General features: G+C 74.3%; 11 protein-coding genes. 3 read left to right on the forward strand and 8 right to left on the reverse strand.

What is annotated here, in order from left to right; translation table 11 throughout:
• Positions 1-138: 138 nt before the first annotated feature.
• From sbnB to ACZ4VF_RS35575, 6 genes are all read right to left on the reverse strand, one after another.
• Complete coding sequence (gene sbnB / locus ACZ4VF_RS35550; protein WP_467931210.1) at positions 139-1,146, reverse strand: 2,3-diaminopropionate biosynthesis protein SbnB; 1,008 nt, start codon at positions 1,144-1,146, stop codon at positions 139-141.
• Positions 1,147-1,216: 70 nt separating this feature from the next.
• A complete protein-coding gene (gene sbnA / locus ACZ4VF_RS35555) occupies positions 1,217-2,164 on the reverse strand; it encodes a 2,3-diaminopropionate biosynthesis protein SbnA (RefSeq protein ID WP_467931211.1) in 948 nt (315 codons plus the stop codon).
• Positions 2,161-3,387: a glutamate synthase-related protein gene (locus ACZ4VF_RS35560; RefSeq protein ID WP_467931212.1), complete on the reverse strand. Its 1,227-nt coding sequence runs from the start codon at positions 3,385-3,387 to the stop codon at positions 2,161-2,163. The genes sbnA and ACZ4VF_RS35560 overlap by 4 nt, the downstream gene beginning before the upstream one ends.
• Positions 3,384-4,397, reverse strand: coding sequence for an asparagine synthetase A (locus ACZ4VF_RS35565; RefSeq protein ID WP_467931213.1), 1,014 nt, complete (start codon positions 4,395-4,397; stop codon positions 3,384-3,386). Before ACZ4VF_RS35565 ends, ACZ4VF_RS35560 begins: the two co-directional genes overlap by 4 nt.
• 84 nt (positions 4,398-4,481) lie before the next feature.
• The gene (locus tag ACZ4VF_RS35570; protein WP_467931215.1) at positions 4,482-5,765 is read right to left on the reverse strand and encodes a methylaspartate mutase; all 1,284 of its coding nucleotides are present in this window, start codon (positions 5,763-5,765) and stop codon (positions 4,482-4,484) included.
• On the reverse strand, positions 5,752-6,222 hold the full coding sequence (locus ACZ4VF_RS35575) for a cobalamin B12-binding domain-containing protein (RefSeq protein WP_467931216.1): 471 nt from the start codon (positions 6,220-6,222) through the stop codon (positions 5,752-5,754). The genes ACZ4VF_RS35570 and ACZ4VF_RS35575 overlap by 14 nt, the downstream gene beginning before the upstream one ends.
• A 370-nt stretch (positions 6,223-6,592) precedes the next feature.
• Here ACZ4VF_RS35575 and ACZ4VF_RS35580 point away from each other — a divergent pair, with 370 nt between their 5' ends.
• Complete coding sequence (locus ACZ4VF_RS35580; RefSeq protein WP_467931217.1) at positions 6,593-15,550, forward strand: non-ribosomal peptide synthetase; 8,958 nt, start codon at positions 6,593-6,595, stop codon at positions 15,548-15,550.
• Positions 15,551-15,641: 91 nt separating this feature from the next.
• Here the strand turns inward: ACZ4VF_RS35580 and ACZ4VF_RS35585 are convergent, their stop codons facing one another.
• Complete coding sequence (locus ACZ4VF_RS35585) at positions 15,642-16,637, reverse strand: LuxR C-terminal-related transcriptional regulator (RefSeq protein WP_467931218.1); 996 nt, start codon at positions 16,635-16,637, stop codon at positions 15,642-15,644.
• A 621-nt stretch (positions 16,638-17,258) separates the two neighbouring features.
• On the opposite strand from ACZ4VF_RS35585, the gene ACZ4VF_RS35590 reads away from it, so the two are divergent.
• The gene (locus ACZ4VF_RS35590; protein ID WP_467931220.1) at positions 17,259-17,429 is read left to right on the forward strand and encodes a hypothetical protein; all 171 of its coding nucleotides are present in this window, start codon (positions 17,259-17,261) and stop codon (positions 17,427-17,429) included.
• Positions 17,430-17,505: 76 nt separating this feature from the next.
• The gene (locus tag ACZ4VF_RS35595; RefSeq protein ID WP_467931221.1) at positions 17,506-17,712 is read left to right on the forward strand and encodes a hypothetical protein; all 207 of its coding nucleotides are present in this window, start codon (positions 17,506-17,508) and stop codon (positions 17,710-17,712) included.
• Between the two features lie 229 nt (positions 17,713-17,941).
• On the opposite strand, the gene ACZ4VF_RS35600 is transcribed toward ACZ4VF_RS35595, so the two are convergent.
• Positions 17,942-20,857 (reverse strand): helix-turn-helix transcriptional regulator, encoded by a 2,916-nt coding sequence (locus ACZ4VF_RS35600; RefSeq protein ID WP_467931222.1) that lies wholly within the window; start codon positions 20,855-20,857, stop codon positions 17,942-17,944.
• Positions 20,858-20,961: the final 104 nt, after the last annotated feature.

Consider the following 20,961-nt stretch of genomic DNA (forward strand, 5'->3'; position numbering starts at 1 on the left):
CCCTCCCTCCCCTTTTTCCTTCTCCCCTTTCTTTTCTCTGGACAAACCCCGTTAACCTTCTTTCTTTCTTTCCCCCCTTTTTGGGGGGGGGACACCCCGAGACCGGGGCGTCGGGGGCAGCGGCCGGGGCCGCCCGGCTCACCAGCGCTTCAGGTCGGGGAAGAAGCCCGGTATCTCGGTGGCCCGGCCGGTGCGCACGGCGGTCCGGTAGACGTGGTGGCCGACGGCCAGGTCGAGGACGCCGAGGCCGAACGGGGAGAACACCGTGGGGCGGTCGCGGCCGAGGGTCACGTCGCCTCGCAGCACGTCGGCCAGGGTGCCGTCGATGAAGTCGCGCGTGCCGTACTCCATCTCCGTGAGGTGGGGCGAGGTGCGTGCGGTGAGGCAGTGGTCGATGTCGTCCAGGACGTTGTGGCACTTGATCATGACGGTGGGGTGGATGTCGCGCAGGGACAGGTTCAGGATGAGCTGGCCCGGCAGGAGGGTCTGCCCGTCCGCAAGCCAGGGCGCCGGCGCGGTCGTGGCGAGGACGACCAGGTCGGCGGTGGCGAGGGCCGCGTCGATCTGCGACACGGTCCGGGTCTGCCAGCCGTGCGTGTCGGCGGCGTAGGCGGCGAAGGTCTCGGCGTACGCGTCGACGTGGTCGTGGACCAGGCAGGCGCGGACCTTGGTGCCGCGGGCCGCCAGGAAGTCGGAGACGGTCCGGCCGATGACGCCGGCGCCGACGAAGAGGACCGTCTTCGGGGTGTCACCGTCGGCAAGGGTCTCCACGGCGAGCGCCGCGGACGCCGCGGTGCGGGCGGCGCTGATTCCGGACGCCTCCAGGCAGGCGAACGGGTAGCCGGTCTCGGCGTCGTTCAGCAGGAGGACGGCGGAGGCGCGAGGCAGGTTCCGGCGCACGTTCCGCGGGTAGCTGGCGATCCACTTGAGACCGGAGACCGGTGTGTCCCCACCGAGGTGGGCGGGCAGGGCGATGATCCGGGCGTCGGGATCGTGTGGGAAGCGCAGGAAGTGGCTGTTGGGGTTCACGGTGGCCCCGCGGCTGTGCTGGAGGTAGGTCTCCCGCACGAGGTCCAGGACGTCGGACGGCGCGGAGCCGATGACATCCTGGGCGACGGAGCCGTCGATCACGTGGAAGGTCGACATCGGTGGTTGCCTTTCGGGGGCAGGTGGCCGGGCGGGCAGGTGGCCGGGCGGGCAGGTGGCGCGGGCGGGATCACGTCAGGGCGCCGAGGTTCCGCTCGACCCAGTCGTCGTTGTAGATCGTGCCGAGGTAGCGCTCGCCGAGGTCGGGGGAGATCGCGGCGATGCGGGAGCCGGCCGGGAGGGTGCCCGCCCGGCGGCGGACGGCGGCCAGGACCGAGCCGGTGGAGCCGCCGGTGAGCAGGCCGTGGGTGCGGGCGAGCAGCCGGCACTCGCGCACGGCATCCTCCTCGGCGACCAGGACGACGTCGTCTGCGAGACCGGGTTCGAACAGTTCGGGAATACGGCTGGCGCCGAGTCCGGGGATGCGGCGCGGACCGGGTGCCGCGCCGAGGATGACCGAGCCGAGTGCGTCCACGGCGACGATCCGGGTGTGGGGCGAGAATTCGCGCAGGTACTGCGCGCACCCGACGAAGGTGCCCGTGGAACCGACGCCGATGAACAGGTAGTCGAGGTGCTGGACCTCCTTCAGCAGGGTGCGCGCGGTCTGCTCGTAATGGGCGCGCGGGTTGGCCGGGTTGGCGTACTGGTTGAGCCAGACGACGGTCGGGTCCGCTTCGATGTGGCGGCGGATGTGGGCGATGCGTGACTGGAGGAATCCGCCGTTGGCGTCGACGGTGTCGACGACGACCACCTCGGCGCCCAGGGCGCGCATGTGATCGATGCTGGTGGCGTTGGTGTTGGGGTCGACGACGCAGGTGAAGCGGTACCCCTTCGTGGCGCACACCGAGCTGAGGGCGATGCCGAGGTTGCCGGAGGAGGACTCGATCACGCGGGCGCCCGGCGTGAGGACGCCGCGGTGCTCGGCGTCCTCGATGAGGCTCAGCGCGGTCTTCAGCTTCACGGAGCCGGCCGGGTTGAGCCCCTCGATCTTCAGGAAGACGTCCGAGCCGGGCACCATCCGGGGCAGCAGGACGAAGAGGTCGTCGGTGACCAGGTCGTAGGTGTGCTCGTAGATCATGACCGGGGCTCCCACAGGTCTTCGGGGCCGGTCTCACGCGCCGTGTAACGGCCCAGCGCGCTGACGGCCATGCGCAGTTCGAGCGCCATGGCCTCCAGCAAGCGCTCGAGCCCGTGCTCGGGGTCCTCGTCGGCGGCGATCAGGGCGGCGCGGCCGAGGCCGACGGCGCGGGCGCCGAGGGCGAGCAGTTTCACGGCGCGGATGCCGTCCCAGACGCGTCCGCTGGCGAGGAGGGTGCGGCCGGCGGGATCGACGCGGCGGAGGGCTTCGGCGAGCGGCAGTCCGACATGGCCGAGGAACCCCGTAGGGGCCCAGCCGGTGCCCCCCTCGGCGCCGTCGACGGCCACGGCGTGGGCGCCGGCGTCCCAGGCGACGGTGGCTGCCTGGCCGACGTCCCGGCCGGGGAACAGCTTCACCCAGCAGCGGGCGCGGGGGTAGTTGTTGCGCATGAGCTGGATCTGCCGGCGGAAGATCTCCTCGGTGAAGGTGCCGGGGCTCGCGCAGCGCAGGAGCGACGAGGTGCCGGGGCCGAGGCGTTCCACGGCGTACTGTCCGGCGAGGTCGGACGCGACCGCTTCGCTGATCATGGTGAGGCCGCCGAGGCCGGGCTTCGCCCCCTGGCCGACCTTGAGTTCGAAGCCCAGGCGGCCGGAGGTGAGGAGACCGGTGACGGCCGGGTCGCTGTAGACGTGGTTCCAGACCTCGGAGTCGGCGTCCTCGGTGCTCTGCTGGACGCAGATGCCACCGACCCCGTCGGGGAGTTCCTCGCAGTACGCCTGGATGCGTTCCAGCAGGCCCTTGCGGTGGTCGTCGCCGCCGGTGCGGAAGCCGTTCATGGGGGCGACGTTCTCGCCGATGACCATGGGGATGCCGAGCCGTCCGGCCTGGCGGCTGAGCGCGAGGCTGGTGCCGGCGACGCGGGTGGAGCCGAGCGCCGACAGGTAGACCGGCAGCGGGGCGGTGAAGCCGCCGAGGTCGGTGTCGAGGTGGACGTCGGAGTAGAGGGGTTCGCGGCCGAGGTCGATGAGCGCGGCGAGGCGGCCCGGCATGAAGACGGGCGGCGCCAGACGCAGCGCGTCGATCTCGTCGCCGGCGGGTTCGGGGCCGGCGCCGAAGACGGTGGTGCCGTAGCTGTCCAGGGGCGGGAAGACGGCGGCGGCGCCGTCGCGGGCCCGGGCGCGGACGGTGTCCTCGGGCAGGCCGGGTGCGGTCAGCCGGGTCACGGCGACACCACCCCCGCGATCTTCGGGAAGGCCGTGGTCCGCCAGGCGGAGTCCAGGCCGGTGACCCAGCGGGTCAGGCGCTCCAGCCCGATGCCGAACCCGGCGCTGCTGGGGATGCCGTGACGGGCGACGTCGAGGTACCAGGCGTACTTGGAGGGGTTCTCCCCGGTTTCCCGCATCCGGGTGACCAGGGCCGCGTAGTCGTACTCGCGTTCGCTGCCGCTGCAGAGTTCGCCGCAGCCCTCCGGGGCGATGAGGTCGAAGTTGAGCAGCGTGCCGGGTGCTGCCGGGCTCTCCTTGTCGTAGAAGCCACGGGAGCCCTTGGGATAGCCGACGATGAAGAACGGGGCGTCGGCCTGGAGGGAGATGCGCTCCTCGGCCTCCCAGTCGATCTCGGTCCCGGCGTCCTGCGGGTAGCCGTCGCGGCGCAGGCCGTCGACGACCTCGCCGTGCGGGACGCGGGCGAACGGCCGGGCCACGTAGCGGCGCAGGGCGTCGGGGTCGCGGCCGAGGACGGCGAGGTCGTCGCCGCACTCGTCGACGACGGCGGTCACGGCGCGGCGGACCAGCTCCTCGGCGACGTCCATGGCGACGTCACGGGTGGCGCCCGCGTACTCGACGTCGATCTGCCGGAACTCGGCGAGGTGGCGGTGGGTGCTGCTGGTCTCGACGGGTTCCAGACGGACGTTGGGCGCGACGAGGAAGATGCGGTCGAAGGCCAGGAGCGATGCCTGCTTGTAGAGGATGGCGCTGGTCATCAGCTTGTAGCGGTGGCCGTAGTAGTCGACGTCGACCTGTTTGGCGCCGCGCGAGCCCGGGTCTGTGACGGGGCCGATGACGGGGTGGGCCATCTCCACGGCGCCGTCGGAGCGCAGGAAGGCGCGGGCACCTGCCACGAGTGCCTGCTGGACGCGCAGGGCCGCCTGGGTTCGCGGGTCGCGCAGGTGCTCCAGGGGCGAGGGCAGCCCGGGGGTGCCGGGTGTGGTCGGAAGGTCCATCTGGAGTGTCATGTTCGTCGTGTCCTCTCGTGTCGTTTCCGGGCGGGGGCCGGTCACCCGCCGGCGGACGGCGTCCGGTGCAGGGGGGCGCTCGGGTCAGCTCGTCCGGCCGGCGAGGGCGGCGGGGTCGTCGTAGCGGTTCTTGACGTGATGGAGCGCGTGCAGCAGTCCGGAGGAGGTCAGCCGCCGGGACGGCGGTGCCGCGGCGGGCCGGCCGAGCGGGAGCGATCCGGTGCGGGACCACTCCAGCCGGCCGCGGTCGGAGATGAAGCTGCGGGTGCGGCCCGCGTTGTCGGGGTGCAGGCAGAAGGGGACGTCGAGGTAGCCGTGCGCGAAGGCACGGACCAGGGCCTGGCCGAGGTCGTCGTGCAGGTGCAGGACGGCCTCGACGAGGGAGCGGGCCTCCGCCTCGACGCCGGTGGACGGCGGCGGAGGGGCCGGCCGTGCGGTGCGGGCGGCGGTGGCGGCGGTCTCCAGCGCGGTGACGTTCTCCTCGACGGAGGGGATGCGGGCCGACTCCGCCGGTGTCTTGACGATGAGACGGGCGGCCCCGGTGCGTACGGCGAGCCGGGCGGCGTCCGCGACCAGCCGCAGTGCACCCGCCCGGGTCTCCGGGTACACGCCCATGTACGCGTAGACGACCACGTGCCAGGAGGTGTCCGGGAGGTGGTCGGCGGCCAGGGCGCGCAGCGCGTGGACGGCCTCCTCGTCCTGTGCGGGGTCGATCTGCTGGGCGTAACTGAGGGAGACGCTGCGCAGGCCGTGCCGGCGGAAGAAAGCGGCCTCCAGGACGGAGAGGGCGACGAGCAGGGAGGGCGGGCAGAGCTGGCCCAGCATGCAGCCGCCGAAGGTCTCCAGGTGCGGTTCGGTGCCGGTCTCGCGCAGGGCGGCGAGGCTGCGGCACGCTTCCGCCCAGGCGCGGACCGAGGTGGCCAGCGGGGTACGGCCGTAGGGCAGGCAGTAGGAGACGGGGCCGCCCTCGGTGGCGTCGAGCCCGGCGGCGACGAGGGCGTCGACGATCCGCCCGGGCCGTGCGGAGCCGTGCCGCACCTGCACGGGGAAGCCGGGCCCGTGGACGCCGTCGAGGAGACCGGTGGTGGTCTCCAGGTCCGTGCTGACCAGCGGATAGCCGTTGAGGTGGTGGCCCTGGGCGACGGCGCGGGCGGCGGCGGCGTAGTCGCCGACGCGGGTGAAGCTGTCCAGGGTGAGGGTGCCGACGGTGGTGGCGTCGGCGGCCCGGGTGGCGATCAGGCCCGCGCGCATCCGGGCGGGGTCGGCGAAGCCCATGCGGGGCTGCACGACGAGGGTGCCGGTGCGGGCGGCGTCCGCCATGAAGCGGTGGAAGGCGCCGGCGGCGGGGGCGGGTTCAGCGGACGGCATCGGCGTGGGACCTTCCGTGCCGGTGCTCGGACAGGCCGTCCAGCAGGGCGAGCAGTCCGGGGACGGCGTTCGCGCCGGTCAGGACGGCGTCGAAGCCGGCGTCGGTGAGCGCGGCGTGGACCTCCGGGGCGGGGCTGCCGGAGGTGTCCAGCTTGCCTCCGACGACGAACGGCACCTCGGCCAGCGCCGGCACGGCGCGGACCGCCCGGGCCAGGCCCGGGGCCTCCTCCGCGCCGTGTCCGTTGACCGTGCTGACGACGATCAGGTCGGGCGTGCGGGCCGTGGCCTCCTCGACCACGACGCCGACCGGGACGCACGCGCCGAGGTTGGTGACCTCCCAGCCCTGCTCCTCCAGCAGAAGTTGCAGGAAGAGCAGGTTCCAGGTGTGTGAGTCCGAGGCGATGGTGGTCAGGACCGCGTGGCGCGGGCTGTCCGGGGGCTGGCGATGCGGGTACACGACCGGCTCTTTCCTCTCGACACCGTGATGGGGCCGCGACCGCTGCGATCGGGCCGGGTGCCCGGGAAGGCGCCCCCAGTCGGGGCGTCCGGGCTGTCCACTAGTGACGCCGTCCATGGTGGCCAGCGGTGATCGCGGGCGGCACTGGGCAGTTGTGACCACCCCGCCGGGCGTCACTTGTGCCCACTGGGAGCCCCCCTCCCGCGCGCCCTAGCGTGCTTGTCGCGGACGTCTCGCCGGGGCCGTGGTGTCGCCGGCGGCGCGGCTCCCGGCCCGTCCGGGGTGCCCCGCCTCTCACCGCCCGTCGTACGACGTGCCGCCCGTGAACCGCTTGTACCGCTGACGATGTCCTGACGATGGGGAGTGAACGGTGGCTGATCACCAGCTGGGGGAGTGGAGGCAGGAGTCGGCGGGGCTGGAACCGCTGGAACTGCCCTCGGACCGACGGCCGTCGGACGGCGGCCCGGGCCCCGCGGACCGCGTCCGGTTCGACGTACCCGCCCGGACCGCCGACGCGCTGGCCGCGCTGGCCCGTGACGGCGGCGTGGAGCTCCCCGCGGTCCTGCTGACGGTGTTCCACACGCTGCTGGGGCGGTACGCCGGCCGGGACGCCGTCCCGGTGGCGGTGCGGGCGGACGCCCCCGGCACGGCGGTCGTGGTGCGCGGCGCACACGGCGACCCGGCGTTCACCGAGGCCGTCGCACAGGTCGCGCGGGGCATGGCGGACGCGGCCGGCCGGGAGCCGGTGCCGCCCGCGGCGCACACCGGCCGGGTCGACGCCCCGGTGGCGGTGCCGGCGGACGCGGTGGCCTGGTTCGCGTGGCGCACGGCCGTCCGGGAGGCCGCCGTGTTCCCGCCGGACGCCCACGTCACCCTGGAGGTCGTCGCGGACGGCGGCGGACTGAGCGGTGTCCTCGGCTACCGCACCGATCTGTTCGAACGGGCCACGGCGGAGCGGATGGCGGGGCACCTCACGACACTGGCGTCCTCCGCCGCCGACACGCCCGGGGCGCCGCTCAGCGCGCTGGAGATGCTGACGGAACCGGAGCGGCACCGGATCCTGACCGAGTGGAACGGCCCCCGGTCCGCGTTCCCGGACACCGCCACCGTGCACCGGCTGGTGGAGGAGCGGGCCGCTCTCCGGCCCGATGCGGTGGCCCTGGAGCACGGCGGGCGGCGGCTGACCTACCGCGAGCTCGACGAGCGGGCCGAGGGGCTGGCCCGGTACCTGGCGGAGCGGGGCGTCGGCCCCGGCGCGCTGGTCGCCGTCTGCCTGGACCACGGCCCGGACCTGGTGTGCGCCCTGCTCGGCGTCCTCAAGTCCGGTGCCGCCTACGTGCCGCTGGACCCGGCCTATCCGGCCGAGCGGCTGCGGTACATGGTCGAGGACAGCGCCGCCACGATGGTGGTGACGCAGTCCGCGCACGCGGGCCTGTTCGCGCCGGGCACCGCGCTGCTCCTGGCCGACCGGGAGTGGCCGGCCGGCACCGGCACCGCCCCGGCCGTCGCCGCGGGCCCGGACGACGTGGCGTACCTCATCTACACCTCCGGTTCCACGGGCCGCCCCAAGGGCGTGCGGGTCGGGCACCGCGGCGTCGTCAACTACCTGCACTGGTGCGACCGGAACTACCCTCCGGCGCCCGGCGCGCGCATCGGCTCGCTGCTGTGCTCGTCGGCGGCGTTCGACCTGACGGTGACCGCGCTGTTCCTGCCGCTGGTGCAGGGGCTGTGCCTGGTGGTGCCGCGGCCGGAACCGGGCCGTACGGTGTTCGACGCGGCCGTGGACATCGTCGCCTCCGGTGTGCCCATCAGCTTCCTGAAGGCGACGCCCTCGCACCTGGAGCTGCTGACCGCCCGCCTGGAGCAGGACGGCGTCCGGCACGGCATCGCCACGGTGGTCGCCGGCGGCGAGGACCTGACCCCGGCGCTGGCGCACCGCGTACTGGCCCTGGGTGGCGAGGACACGGCTATCGTCAACGAGTACGGGCCGACCGAGGCCACCGTGGGCAACGTGGTCAGCCGGACCGTGTCGGTGGAGCCGACGGCCGAACACGTGCCGATGGGCCGGGCGATCGACAACACCGAGGTCTACGTGGTCGGTGCGCACGGTGAGGTCCAGCCGGTCGGAGTCCCCGGTGAGCTGCTCATCGGCGGTGTCAACGTCGCCCTCGGCTACCTGGGGCGACCCGAGCTGACGGCGCGGCGGTTCGTGCCGCACCCCTTCTCCGCCGACCCCGACGCCCGCGTGTACCGCACCGGCGACCTGGTGAAGTGGCTGCCGGACGGCCGCCTGGTCTACCTGGGCCGGATGGACGACCAGGTCAAACTGCGCGGGCACCGGGTGGAACTCGGGGAGATCGAGAACGCCCTGCTGGCCCGGCCGGACGTCGCGGCGGCCACGGTCGTGGTCCGCGAGGACGCCCCCGGCGGCAAACGGCTGGTGGCGTACCTGGTGCCGGCCGGCGGCGCCGCCGTGGCCGTGGCCGGACTGCGCGCGGCGCTGGCGCGGGAGCTGCCCGCGCACATGGTGCCCGCCCGGTACATCGTACTGGAGCGGCTGCCGCTCACCCCGAACGGCAAGGTGGACCGGCGGGCCCTGCCCGCGCCCGAGAGCCACCGCCCGGACCTCTCCGCGGCCTTCACCGCACCGCGTACGCCCACGGAGCGGGCGGTCGCTGCCGTCTGGGCCGAACTGCTGGGCGTCGACGAAGTCGGCGCGGACGACGATTTCCTCGAACTGGGCGGGCACTCCCTGCTGGCCGCCCGGGTCGCCTCCCGACTGCGCCGGGACCTCGGCGTGGACGTGCCGCACCGGACGCTGTTCGACGCGCCGACACCGGCGCTGCTGGCTGCCGTCGTGGACACGCTGGGGCCGGGCACCTCCGCCGCGATCCCGCGGGCGGACCGCTCGACGAGGCCCCTGCCACTGTCCTTCGCCCAGCAACGCCTGTGGTTCCTGGACCAGTTGGCGCCGGGACGGGCCGAGTACACGATCCCGGTAGGGCTGCGGATAGCAGGGGACTTCGCGCCGGACGCGTTCGGCGCCGCCCTGACGGCACTGACCGCGCGGCACGAGATCCTGCGGACCCGGTTCGTCGCGGACGGCACGGGACGCCCGTCCCAGGTCGTCGACGCCGTACGGGAGACGCCGGTGGACGTCCACGACGCCCGGCACCTCGGCGCGGGCGCCGCGCGGGAGATCCTGCGCGAGGCGGCGGAGCGGCCGTTCGACCTGGCCGCGGGGCCGCTGCTGCGCGCGGTGGCGGTACGGGTGGCCGACGCCGAGTGGCTGCTGCTGCTCGCGGTGCACCACATCGTCTCCGACGGCTGGTCGGAGGGCATCCTGGCACGGGAGCTGGGCGAGCTGTACGGTGCGGCGGCGGCCGGCCGCCCGGCCACCCTGGCCCCCCTCGGCCTGCAGTACGCGGACTTCGCGAGCTGGCAGCGCGAGGTACTGGACGGCCCGGCGCTGGCGGGGCAGACCGCGTACTGGCGGGAGCGGCTCGCCGGAGTGCGGCCGCTGGAACTGCCGACCGACCACCGCCGGCCGGCCGAGCGGTCGGGCCGGGGCGGCACGGTGTCCTTCTCGGTGCCCGCCGACCTGGCCGGCGCGGCCCGGCGGCTGGCCGCGGGGCAGGGAGCGAGCCTGTTCATGTCCCTGCTGGCGGTGTTCCAGCTGCTGATGGCCAAGTACAGCGGCCAGGAGGACATCGCGGTCGGCACTCCGGTCGCCGGCCGCAACCGCGCCGAGACCGAGGACCTGATCGGCTTCTTCGTCAACACGCTGGTCCTGCGCACCGACCTGTCCGGCGACCCGGCCTTCACCGAGCTGCTGGCCCGGGTCAAGGACACCGCCCTCGGCGCCTACGACCACCAGGACCTGCCCTTCGAACGCCTCGTGGAGGAACTGGCCCCCGACCGGGACCTGTCCCGCAACCCGCTGTTCCAGACGATGTTCGTGCTCCAGAACACCCCGGACGGCCACGCGTGGCGACTGCCCGGAACGGTGGTGGAGCCGTTCGCGGTCCGTGCGGAGGAAGCCAAGTTCGACCTGACCCTCTTCCTCACCGAGCGGCCCGACGGCTCGCTCGGCGGCGATCTGGTGTTCGCCCTCGACCTGTTCGCCCCGGACACGGCCGAGCGGCTGGCCGAGCACTTCACCACGCTGCTGCGCGCGGCCGTCACCGGCCCGGAGCGCCGGCTGTCGGAGCTGGAGGTGCTGGCCGGTGCCGAGCGGCACCGGGTGCTGGCCGACTGGAGTGGGACGAACTCCGCCGCGGACACCGGATGCGCGGCCGGAGCCGGACTCGAAGCCGGGACCGGAACCGGACTCGAAGCCGGAGCCGGAGCCGGGGCCGAGGCGGGGTCCGGTGCCGGAGCCGGCCCCGGGGCGACGGTGCACCGGCTCGTCGAGGAGTGCGCCGCCCTGCGGCCGGACACCCTCGCGGTGCTCTCGGCCGACGGGGAGCTCACCTACCGGGACCTGAACACGCGGGCCAACCGGCTTGCCCGGCACCTGAGTTCGCGCGGAGCCGGTCCCGGGGCCGCGGTCGCCGTGTGCCTGGAGCGCGGCCCCGAGCAGATCACCGCACTCCTCGCCGTCCTCAAGTCCGGCGCCGCCTACGTGCCGCTGGATCCGGAGCACCCCTCCGACCGGCTCGCCTACATGATCACGGACGCGCGGGCCGCGCTCGTCGTCACCGACGGCGCCGGCGCCGCGCGGCTGCCGGAGGAGCCCGGCCGGTTCCTCACCGACCGGGACTGGCCGTCCCTCGCGGACCTCCCGGCGCACGACCCGGAGCCCGCGGCGACCCCCGGCGACCTGGCGTACGTCATCTACACCAGCGGTTCCACCGGCCGGCCCAAGGGCGTCGAGATCGAGCACCGCAGCCTGGTCGGCCTGGTCCGCTGGACGGCCGACACCTTCGGCGCGGCCCCGGAACGGCGTGTCGCGCTGCTGGCGGGGGTCGGATTCGACGCGGCGGCCTGGGAGCTGTGGCCCGCTCTGGCCACCGGTGCCACCGTGTGCGTACCCGACGACACGGTACGGCTGACGCCGCCGCTGCTCCAGCGCTGGCTGACCGAGCAGCGCGTCACGGGCACCTTCGTCTCGACACCCGTGCTGGAGGCACTGGCGGCCCTCGACTGGTCGGAGCCGACCTCCCTCGCATACGTGCTGACCGGCGGTGACGCCCTGCGCCTGCCGGCCGGACTGCGCCTGCCGTTCCGGGTCGTCAACAACTACGGACCGACCGAGTCGACGGTGGTGACGACCTCGACGGAGGTCGTCCCCGGCACGGCCGTACCACCGATCGGCCGGCCGGTGCGCGGCACCTTCGTGTACGTCGTGGACCGGTACGGCCGGCCGGTGCCGACCGGGGTGCCGGGCGAACTCCTCGTCGGCGGCACCGGGCTGGCGCGCGGGTACCGGGGGCAACCGGAGCAGACGGCCGAGCGGTTCGTGACCGTCCACGTCGACGGCACGCCGCGCCGGGTCTACCGGACCGGTGACCGCGTGCGCTGGCTGGCCGACGGGCAACTGGAGTTCCTGGGGCGGCTGGACGATCAGGTCAAGCTGCGCGGACACCGCATCGAGCCCGGGGAGATCGAGGCGGTGCTGCTGTCCGGCCCCGACGTCGCCGCGGCCACCGTCGTCGTCCGCGAGGACACCCCCGGCGACAGGCGGCTGGTCGCCTACGTCGTCCCCGCGGCCGGCGGCACCGTGCGGAGCGAGGCCCTGCGCGGCCGGCTGCGACGGGAACTGCCCGGCTACATGGTGCCGTCCGCGTTCGTGGCGCTGGAGCGGCTGCCGCTCACCCCGAACGGCAAGGTGGACCGGCGGGCGCTGCCCGCGCCGCAGCCCCGCGCGTCGGCGGCCGGAGGTCCGGCCCCCCGCACTCGGGTCGAGCGCGCGATCGCGGCGGCCTGGTCCCAGGTGCTGGGCACCGAGGTCACCGGTGTGGACGACAACTTCTTCGAGCTGGGCGGCCACTCGCTGCTCGCCACCCAGGTGACGTCACGGCTGCGGGACACGCTCGGGGTGGAGGTGCCGGTGCGGGCCTTGTTCGCGGCACCCACCGTCGCCGGGCTGGCCGCGGCCGTGGCGGAGCCGGCGGCGGACGGGACGGCCGGCGCCGAGCGGATCGCGCCCGCCGACCGGACCGGCGGGCCGCTGCCGCTGAGCTTCGCCCAGCAGCGACTGTGGTTCCTCGACCAACTGGAACCCGGACGCGCCGAGTACGCCGTGCCCTTCGCGCTGCGCGTCAACGGTGCGCTGGACACCACCGCCCTCGACGCGGCGCTGACCCGCATGCTGGCGCGGCACGAGATCCTGCGGACACGGTTCGTCGCCGACGAGGACGGAGAGCCGGCGCAGATCGTCGATCCGCCGGCACCGGTGCGCACGGCCGTCCACGACCTGCGGCACCTCGCCGATCCCGCGGAACGCCGGGAGGCGGCCCGGAACCTCGCCCGAGCGGAGGCCGCCCGCCCGTTCGACCTGGCGGCCGGACCGCTGCTGCGCGCCCACCTGCTGCGGCTGGCCGACGAGGAGGCCTATCTGCTGCTGACGGTGCATCACATCGCCTGCGACGGCTGGTCGGAGCCCCTCATGGCCCGCGAACTGCGCGAGGGCTACCGGGCGGCGACGACCGGCATTCCGCCCAAGGACGACGAACTTCCGGTCCAGTACGCGGACTTCGCCGTGTGGCAGCGGCAGAGGCTCACCGGCGAGGTGCTGGAGGGACAGCTGGCGTACTGGCGGGAGCGGCTCGCCGGTGTGGAACCACTGGAACTGCCGGCCGACCACCGCCGTCCGCCGGGACGGCCCGGCGGCGCGGACACCGTGACGTTCGAGGTGAGCGCGGCGGTGGCCGCCGGACTGCGGAAGGCGGCCAGAAGCGGCTCCGCGAGCCTGTACATGGTGCTGCTGGCGGCCTTCCAGGTGCTGCTGGCCAAGTACGGCCGCCAGGACGACGTGACCGTCGGCACCCCGGTCGCCGGCCGCAACCGTGCCGAGACCGAGGACCTGATCGGCTTCTTCGTGAACACGCTGGTCATGCGCACCGACCTCTCCGGCGACCCCGCCTTCACCGAACTCCTCGACCGCGTCAAGGACACCGCACTCGACGCCTACGACCACCAGGACCTCCCCTTCGAGCGCCTCGTGGAGGAACTCGCCCCGGACCGGGACCCGTCCCGCACCCCCCTGTTCCAGACGATGTTCGTGCTCCAGAACACGCCGGACGGACACGGCTGGAGCCTTCCGGGGCTGGACGTGGAGCCGTTCACGGTCACGCTGCCTGACGCCAAGTTCGACCTCACCCTGATGATGTCCGAGGACGCGGACGGCGGACTGCGCGGCGCCCTGGAGTACCGGACGGACCTCTTCGAACGCGACACGGTCGCCCGGCTGGCCGGCCACCTGGGCACCCTGCTGGAGACGGTGGCCGGCCGGCCCGCGGTACGGCTGTCCCAGCTCTGCCTGCTCACCCCCGAGGAGCGGCGACGGACGGTGGCCGAGTGGAACGACACCGCCACCGCCTTCCCGGACACCGCCACGCTGCACGGCCTGTTCGAGGAGCGGGCGGCACGGCAGCCGGACACGGTGGCCGTCGAGTGGCCGCAGGGCACGCTGACCTACGGCGAGCTGAACGCGCGCGCCAACCGGATCGCCCACCACCTGCGCGGCCGGTACGGAGTGCGGCCGGACATGCCGGTCGCGGTGTGCCTGGAACGAGGCCCGGACCTGGTGACGGCCGCGCTCGGCGTCCTGAAGGCGGGGGCGCCGTACGTACCGCTGGACCCGGATTACCCGGCCGAGCGCCTGGCGTACATGGTGCGGGACACCGCGACCCCGGTCGTCCTCACCGGCACCGCGCACACCGGCCGGCTGCCCGCGGACGTCCCGCTGCTGCTCCTCGACGACGACACCGCGACGCTGGCCGCCGAGCCGGACACCGACCCCCGGCCGGTCACCGCACCGCACCACCTGGCCTACCTGATCTACACCAGCGGATCCACCGGCCGCCCCAAGGGCGTGCAGGTCGAACACCGCAGCGTCGTCAATCTGGTGCACTGGACGGCGCGGGAGTACGGGCTGGACCCCGGGCAGCGGATCGCGCTGCTGGCCGGGACCGGCTTCGACGCGGCGGCGTGGGAACTGTGGCTCGGCCTGACCCGGGGTGCGACCTGCTGCGTCACCACCGACAGCGTCAGGCTCACCCCGCACCTGCTGCGGGACTGGCTGTGCGAGCAGCGCATCCACGCCACCTTCCTGTCCACGCCGATGCTCGAAGCCCTGGTGGCGCTGGAGTGGCCCGCGGACAGCACCCTCGACTACGTGCTGACCGGCGGTGACAGGCTGCGGATGCCGCCCCGGGCCCGGCTGCCGTTCCGCGTGATCAACAACTACGGTCCCACCGAGACCACGATCATCGTCACCTCGACGGTGGTCGAACCCGGCGACGCGGTCCCGCCGATCGGCCGGCCCATCCCCAACGTCCTCGCCTTCGTGGTGGACCAGCACGGCCGGCCCGTGCCGGTCGGGGTTCCCGGTGAACTCCTCGTCGGGGGAGTGCCGGTCGCCCGCGGCTACCGGGACAGGCCGGAGCTGACCGCGGAGAGGTTCACCGCGTACGAGGCCGAAGGGCTGAGCACCCGGGTCTACCGCACCGGTGACCTCGTGCGGTGGCGGGCGGACGGGCAGCTGGAGTTCCTGCGGCGGATCGACAACCAGGTGAAGATCCGCGGCAACCGCATCGAGCTGGGCGAGATCGAGGCCACCGTGCTGACCCACCCCGGCATCGGTGAGGTCAGTGTGGTCGTCCGCGAGGACACGCCCGGCGACAAGCGGCTCGTGGCCTACCTCGTCGCCACCGGCACGGACGCCCCGAGCACCGCGGAACTCCACGCCCACCTGGGACGGTTCCTGCCCGACTACATGATCCCGGCGGCGTTCGTGACGCTGGAGCGTCTCCCGCTCACCGCCAACGGCAAGGTGGACCGGACGGCCCTGCCGGCGCCGGACCACCGGCGACCGGACCTGGGGACGGAGTACACGGCGCCGCGCAACGCCGTCGAACGGACCGTCACGTCCGTGTGGCAGGAGCTGCTGGGCATCGAGCGCGTCGGCGTGCACGACAACTTCTTCCAGCTGGGCGGTCATTCGCTGCTCGCCACGCAGGTGGCGTCCCGGCTGCGCAAGGCGCTGCGGGTCGACGTGCCGGTGCGGGCCGTGTTCGACTCTCCCACCCCGGCGCGACTCGCACAGGGCATCGCCGACCTGATGATGGCGGCGATCACGGCGCAGTTCGCGCCGGCCGGGTGACGTGCCACGTGCCACGCCGTGAAGGGGCCGGACCTCGTCGCCGAGGTCCGGCCCCTTCACGGTGCGCCGGTCCCGCCCGGTGCGGGGCGGATCAGGCCACGTCCTCGGCGCGGATGCCGCCGCTGGCGAGCGCGAGGGCACCGAGCTGAAACCGGCTCTGAGCACCGAAGCGGTCGGTCAGCTTCTCCGAGAGGCGGCGCACCGTGCGCAGCGAGACGTCCATCCTGCGGGCCGCCGCCGCGTCCGTGAGCCCCTGCGCCCACAACCGGAGGACATGCTGCTCCTGGAGGGAGAGGTTGCCGCCGGTACGGGGACGCGCCTCCGCGAGCGGCAGGGCCTCCTTCCACAGCCGGGCGAACAGGGTCGAGAAGGCTTCCGTGACCGACTCGACACCGCACGCCATCGCGCCCACGACGCTGCGGCCGCCGACGACCGGCACCACGACGTGCCTGCGGTCGGAGAGGATCATCCACACCGGCAGCGACGGCAGGGTGCGGACGGTGCCACCGCACTCCTCCGTGCTGCGCAGGCGCTCCGTCTCCCCGGGGTCGTTGCGGACGCTCTCCAGCACGATGGACCGTGCGGGAACGCCGCGCCGCCGCAGTATCCCGTCCACCGGGCGGCCCGCGCCGAGGGCCGCCGCGTCCAGCCGCTCGGCCGGTCCGACGCTCAGCCATTCGTTCGCGCACTCCTCGGCGAGAGAGGCGACGTGCCGCCACACGGCGTCCGCGCCGGCCAGCCACTCCACGTCCGGGACGCCCGCCGGGCCGCGCCGCCCGCGCTCCGACAGCAGCCGCGTCACCTCCAGCCGGCTGCCCTCCACCTGGAGGCGGTGGCGGGCCAGTTCGTCCTGCTGCCGGGCGAGCATCGCGGCCAGCCCCACCTCCGGATCGACCGGACGCCAGCCGCTCGCGGAGTCCCCCGGAACGACGAGCAGCAGCGCGGACAGCCGCTCCAACCCGTTCCGGACCGCTTCCTCGCTCTCCTCCAGATGCTCGGCCAGCTCGGACACCTTCGCGCCGGGCCGGTCGACCATGGCGATGTACACACTCCGCGCAACGGGGTCGATACCCAGAGAGGTCCGCATGTCGTCCACTCCTGTATGTCTTGTCGTACGGCACCTGTTGGCTGTGGGACACGGGTCGAGACCGGGCCGGCGGCGCTCTCTCGGGACATGACCGCGGGCCGCCGGCCGGAGACCAGTAGAACGGGAGCCGCCGTGACGGCGGATGCGGGCCGATCCCCCAAGTTCTCCCAGGACGACCGCGCCCGGGGCGGGCGAGCGCACCACCAGCGACGGCCCTCGCGCCCGCAGGCGGCACCCCGGCCGCGAGGGCCCCCGCGTCCGGAGTGCGGACCGGACCCCCCCGCGCACACCGGCCCCCTCGCCGGCCGTCGCCCCGCCGCCTCGTGCCCACGGGGGCGTGCGCGTCGGGGCGTGCACGCCCCCATATACCCGCACGGCCGGCCACCCGCCCCGCACACCCCCCACCCACCCGGCGCCCGTCCCCGTCATCGGCCGCCCGTACGTCACCGGCCTGCGCTTTTCACCCCGTCACCGCGACACGGCCCGACCCCTCGTCCGCTCGACACCGAGCGCTCCGCACCCCCCGCCCCCCATCGGCGGGCGGCACCGGACCAGGGCCGCCGGAGAATATGGGGGACAGTTCCCCATGCGGGCCCCCACCGCATCTGTGACCTTGTTCTCGTGACCCGAGCAGCCGCACCCGCGGCCCACCCCAGCGCGAACCACCCGGCTCCCGCCCGGCGGGCCGCCGCGATCCTCCAGGCCGGGACCGGCCGCGACCCGCTCCGCACCGGCGCCCGCCCCACGGCGATCACCGGACTTCGCCGTACCGACCTGCCCATCGCACGCTGAGAGTCACCGGGCGGACCTCCCGACGCCGCCCGCCCGCCTTCCCGCACCCGCCCTCACAGACACGAGGTTCCTCACCATGGCCGAGCTCCGCCGCGCTGCCTCCTCCGCCCCCGCCGACCTCCCCGCCCGCCCGGACGCCGACACGGACGCCGCCGGCGGTATCACCCTGTCGGGCCGCAACCGCGCCTGCGCCCGAGCCCGCGTGCTGGCGGGCATGGTCCTCACCAGCGGACTCGTCATCACCCTGACCTCGATCGACACCTCGGTATCGGCCCCGCACTGAACGCCGCGCCCCGCGCCGGACGCCGGAGGCGGCCGACCCGGCCGCACCTCGCACCCACCGACAGCGGGGGGCGCACGGCACCGTGCCCGCGGGAACGACCGACGCCGGGGACCCGGCCGCACCGAACGACCGGTCAAGGCCCCTCACGGACGCGGTACGGCCCCCCGTACAGGGCCTCCACCCCGTCCCGCGCCGCCGCGGGCCCACTCGCCGGGGCGGCCGGGGAACCCTACGCGTCCCGCAGGGCGGCCGACTGTGCGCACAGCTCCGCGCGGTTCGCCGCCCCCGTCTTCGTGACCAGACTCGCGATGTGCTTCTCCGCCGTGCGCGGTGAGATGAACAGCCGGTCCGCGATGTCCTTGTTGCTCAACCGCTCCGCCAGTAACCGGAACACCTCGAACTCCCGCACCGTGACGCCCTGGGCACGCAACTGGTCGGGGATACCGCTGGTACCGGTGCGGTGCTGGTGCACGGAGGCGCCGAGCCGGCGCAGCCCCGCCCGGCAGGCGCCCGTGACGGCCTGGACGTCCCGCTCGTGGAAGTAGTGCTCCGCCCGCCGCAGCCAGCCCACCGGATCGCCCCAGCCGTCCTGGTGCGCCGCGTCCGCGATCAGCCGCAACCCGAGATGCAGGGCCAGCGGGTACGGCTCGGCCACCGCCAGCGCCGACTCCACCGCGGCCGCCGCCCGCTCACCCGCCCCCTCGCGGCCCAGCAGCACGGCGTCGCTCAGCAGCACGAACTGACGGTTCCAGCGCATCCGGGCGACGGCGGTGGCGGTGATCTCCTCGTGCCGTGCCCGGTCCGCGTCCCCGGCGAGCACGTCCAGCAGCAGGACCAGGCCGTGCGTGCCGCCGAGATGGTACGTCGAGGGGTTGCCCGCCTCCAGCGCCAGCACCTGCCGCAGCTCCTCCCGGGCGAGGCCGCGGTCCTCCTCCAGCAGGGCGCAGAAGGCGCGGGCCAGACCGCGGCCGAGCGCCTCCTCCTGCGAACCGGCGCCGTCCCACTCGGCGAAGGCCGCCAGCGACCGCTCCATCGCCGCGCGGTCCGCGTGGTGGGCCGCCAGGACGGCCTGGGCCATCAGGACGTACCGCACGACGGGTGCGAGCCGCAGCCTTCGTACGACGGCCATGCACTCGGCGGCGGCCGACCGGGCGTCGTCGTAGCGGCCGCGCAGCACCGCGTCCAGCACGAGGATGCCGTCCACGGTGTGGACGATGTTCACCGAACCGAGCCGCAGGGCCTCCTCACGGACCGCCAGCAGGCCCGCGGTGTCGCCGTCGGCCAGCCAGGCGTTGCCGCCGAGCCGGGTGGCCGCGTACATCCGCTGCAGCGGGAGACGGTGGCGCTCCGCCGTGGCCAGGGCCTGCCCGAGCATCGCCGCCGACTCCTCCGGGTCCCGCTCGCGGGCCACCGTCGCGAGCAGCTCCCGGGCCTGGCAGGCGACGACGGGCAGACCGTGCCGTTCGGCGGTGTCGGCGGCGGACCGTGCCAGCTTCTCCGCGTGCTGGGTCCGGTCGGGCCCCGGTGTGTCGAGGGCCAGGTAGGCGGCTGTGACGTCCACGGCCGCGGCGACCGACTCGTCCGGTGCCGCGGCCAGCACCTCACGGGCGCGCGCGATCTGCCGGTTGCCGTCGCTCCACCGGCCCGCCGTGTGGGCGACCTTGGCCAGCCGGGTGTGCAGCGTGGCCAGGCGGGCGGGGCTCAGCCCCGAGCCGTCCAGCGCGTGCAGGTCCTCGGCCAGGGCGAGGGCGCGGGCGAAGTCACCGGCCTCCGCGAGGGCCGGCAGCAGGTTCTCCAGCACCGTGGCCCGCGACTGCGGATCGCCGGCGTCGGCCAGCAGTGTCTCGGACCGGCTCAGCAGGGTGACGGCGGAGCCCAGCGCCCCGGCCGCCAGCGCCCGCTCGCCCGCGTCCGCGAACAGCAGACCGGCCTCCACCTTGTCGCCCGCCGTGCTGCGCAGTCCGGCCGCGAGCGGGCACCAGTCACCGGCCAGGTCCGGATGCAGTTCCTCGACCGCCTCCGCGCCCCGCCGGGCCAGGTCGGCGCGCAGCCCCGGGGTCATCTGCGTGAACAGGGCCTCCACGGTGAGCGAGTGACGGAAGGAGTACCAGTCCGGCGCGGGTTCGTCGGGAACCACCAGCCGCGCGGCCACCCCGGCGTGCAGATGGCTGAGCAGGGCCCGGTCGTCGACGCCGGTCATGCGCTGCAGGACCGTGAGCGGGAAGCGCCGTCCGAGCACGGCGGCGGCCGACAGCAGGGTCAGGCCCTGCGCGCCGAGCCGGTCGATACGCCGCAGAATGCCACGCGCCACCGACGAGGAGACGTCGCTGCGGAGGTCGCCGACGGCCCGCCAGCCCTCCGGGCCCCGCACCAGGGTGCCGGCCCCGATCATCGACTGGAGCAGCTCCTCGACCAGGTACGGGCTCCCCGAACTGTCCTCCCACAGCCGCTCCAGCACCGCCGGGGGCACCTGCTCCGGGCCGTCGGCCCCGAGTTGCGCCGCGATCATCTCGTGCGTCTGGGGCCGGGTCAGCGGCGGCAGTTCCACCAGGGCGGCGGCGCCGCGCCGGCGGGCGGACTGCGCGAGGTCGAGGGCGTCGCTGAAATCCGTCCGGACCGTGGCGAGCAGCAGGACGGGCGAGTAGTCCAGGTTGTCCACCAGGTATTCGAGAACGCCGAGCGTTTCGGGGTCGGCGTCGTGCAGGTCCTCCAACAGCAGCAACTGGCCTTGCCCGCGCCCGGCGGCGATGAGCAGGCGCAGCACGGCCTCACCCAGGATCACCATGGAACTGCTGTCCCGTTCCCCGGTGTCCCAGTCCGGGATCAGCCGCCCGAGCACCGGCCGGTAAGGGCCGAGGGGCAGGTCGTCCATGGGTTCGCCACCGCGGAACAGCGACATCAGGGCTTCGGTGAGCGGTCGGAACGGTACGGCCGGTCCCGTGGTGCTGCTGCGGCCCCGCAGCACCCGCATCCCGGCGCCCAGTGCCCCGCCGACGACCTCCGCGGCGACCCGCGACTTGCCGACACCGGCCTCTCCCACCAGGAACACGACACCGCCGCGGCCCTCGCGCGCTTCGGCCAGGGCACGTTCGAGCAGGGCCAGTTGGGAGTCCCGTCCGACCAGAGAAGGCGCATGGGAACGCATGAGCGCAGATAGTAATCGGACATCGCGGCCCACGGCAGGTCGCGCGACCGCGTACCGGCCCCACCAGCACCGCGACGTGCCGGGCCCGGGCCCTCGCCGTCTCG

It is taken from the genome of Streptomyces sp. NPDC029151 (assembly GCF_055564315.1).

Bases quoted from the DNA above. Each gene is read 5' to 3' on its own strand.
- sbnB (WP_467931210.1), bottom strand. From the start codon at position 1,146: ATGTCGACCTTCCACGTGATCGACGGCTCCGTCGCCCAGGATGTCATC.
- sbnA (WP_467931211.1), bottom strand. From the start codon at position 2,164: ATGATCTACGAGCACACCTACGACCTGGTCACCGACGACCTCTTCGTC.
- ACZ4VF_RS35565 (WP_467931213.1), bottom strand. From the start codon at position 4,397: ATGACACTCCAGATGGACCTTCCGACCACACCCGGCACCCCCGGGCTG.
- ACZ4VF_RS35570 (WP_467931215.1), bottom strand. From the start codon at position 5,765: ATGCCGTCCGCTGAACCCGCCCCCGCCGCCGGCGCCTTCCACCGCTTC.
- ACZ4VF_RS35585 (WP_467931218.1), bottom strand. From the start codon at position 16,637: ATGCGGACCTCTCTGGGTATCGACCCCGTTGCGCGGAGTGTGTACATC.
- ACZ4VF_RS35595 (WP_467931221.1), top strand. From the start codon at position 17,506: ATGGCCGAGCTCCGCCGCGCTGCCTCCTCCGCCCCCGCCGACCTCCCC.
- ACZ4VF_RS35600 (WP_467931222.1), bottom strand. From the start codon at position 20,857: ATGCGTTCCCATGCGCCTTCTCTGGTCGGACGGGACTCCCAACTGGCC.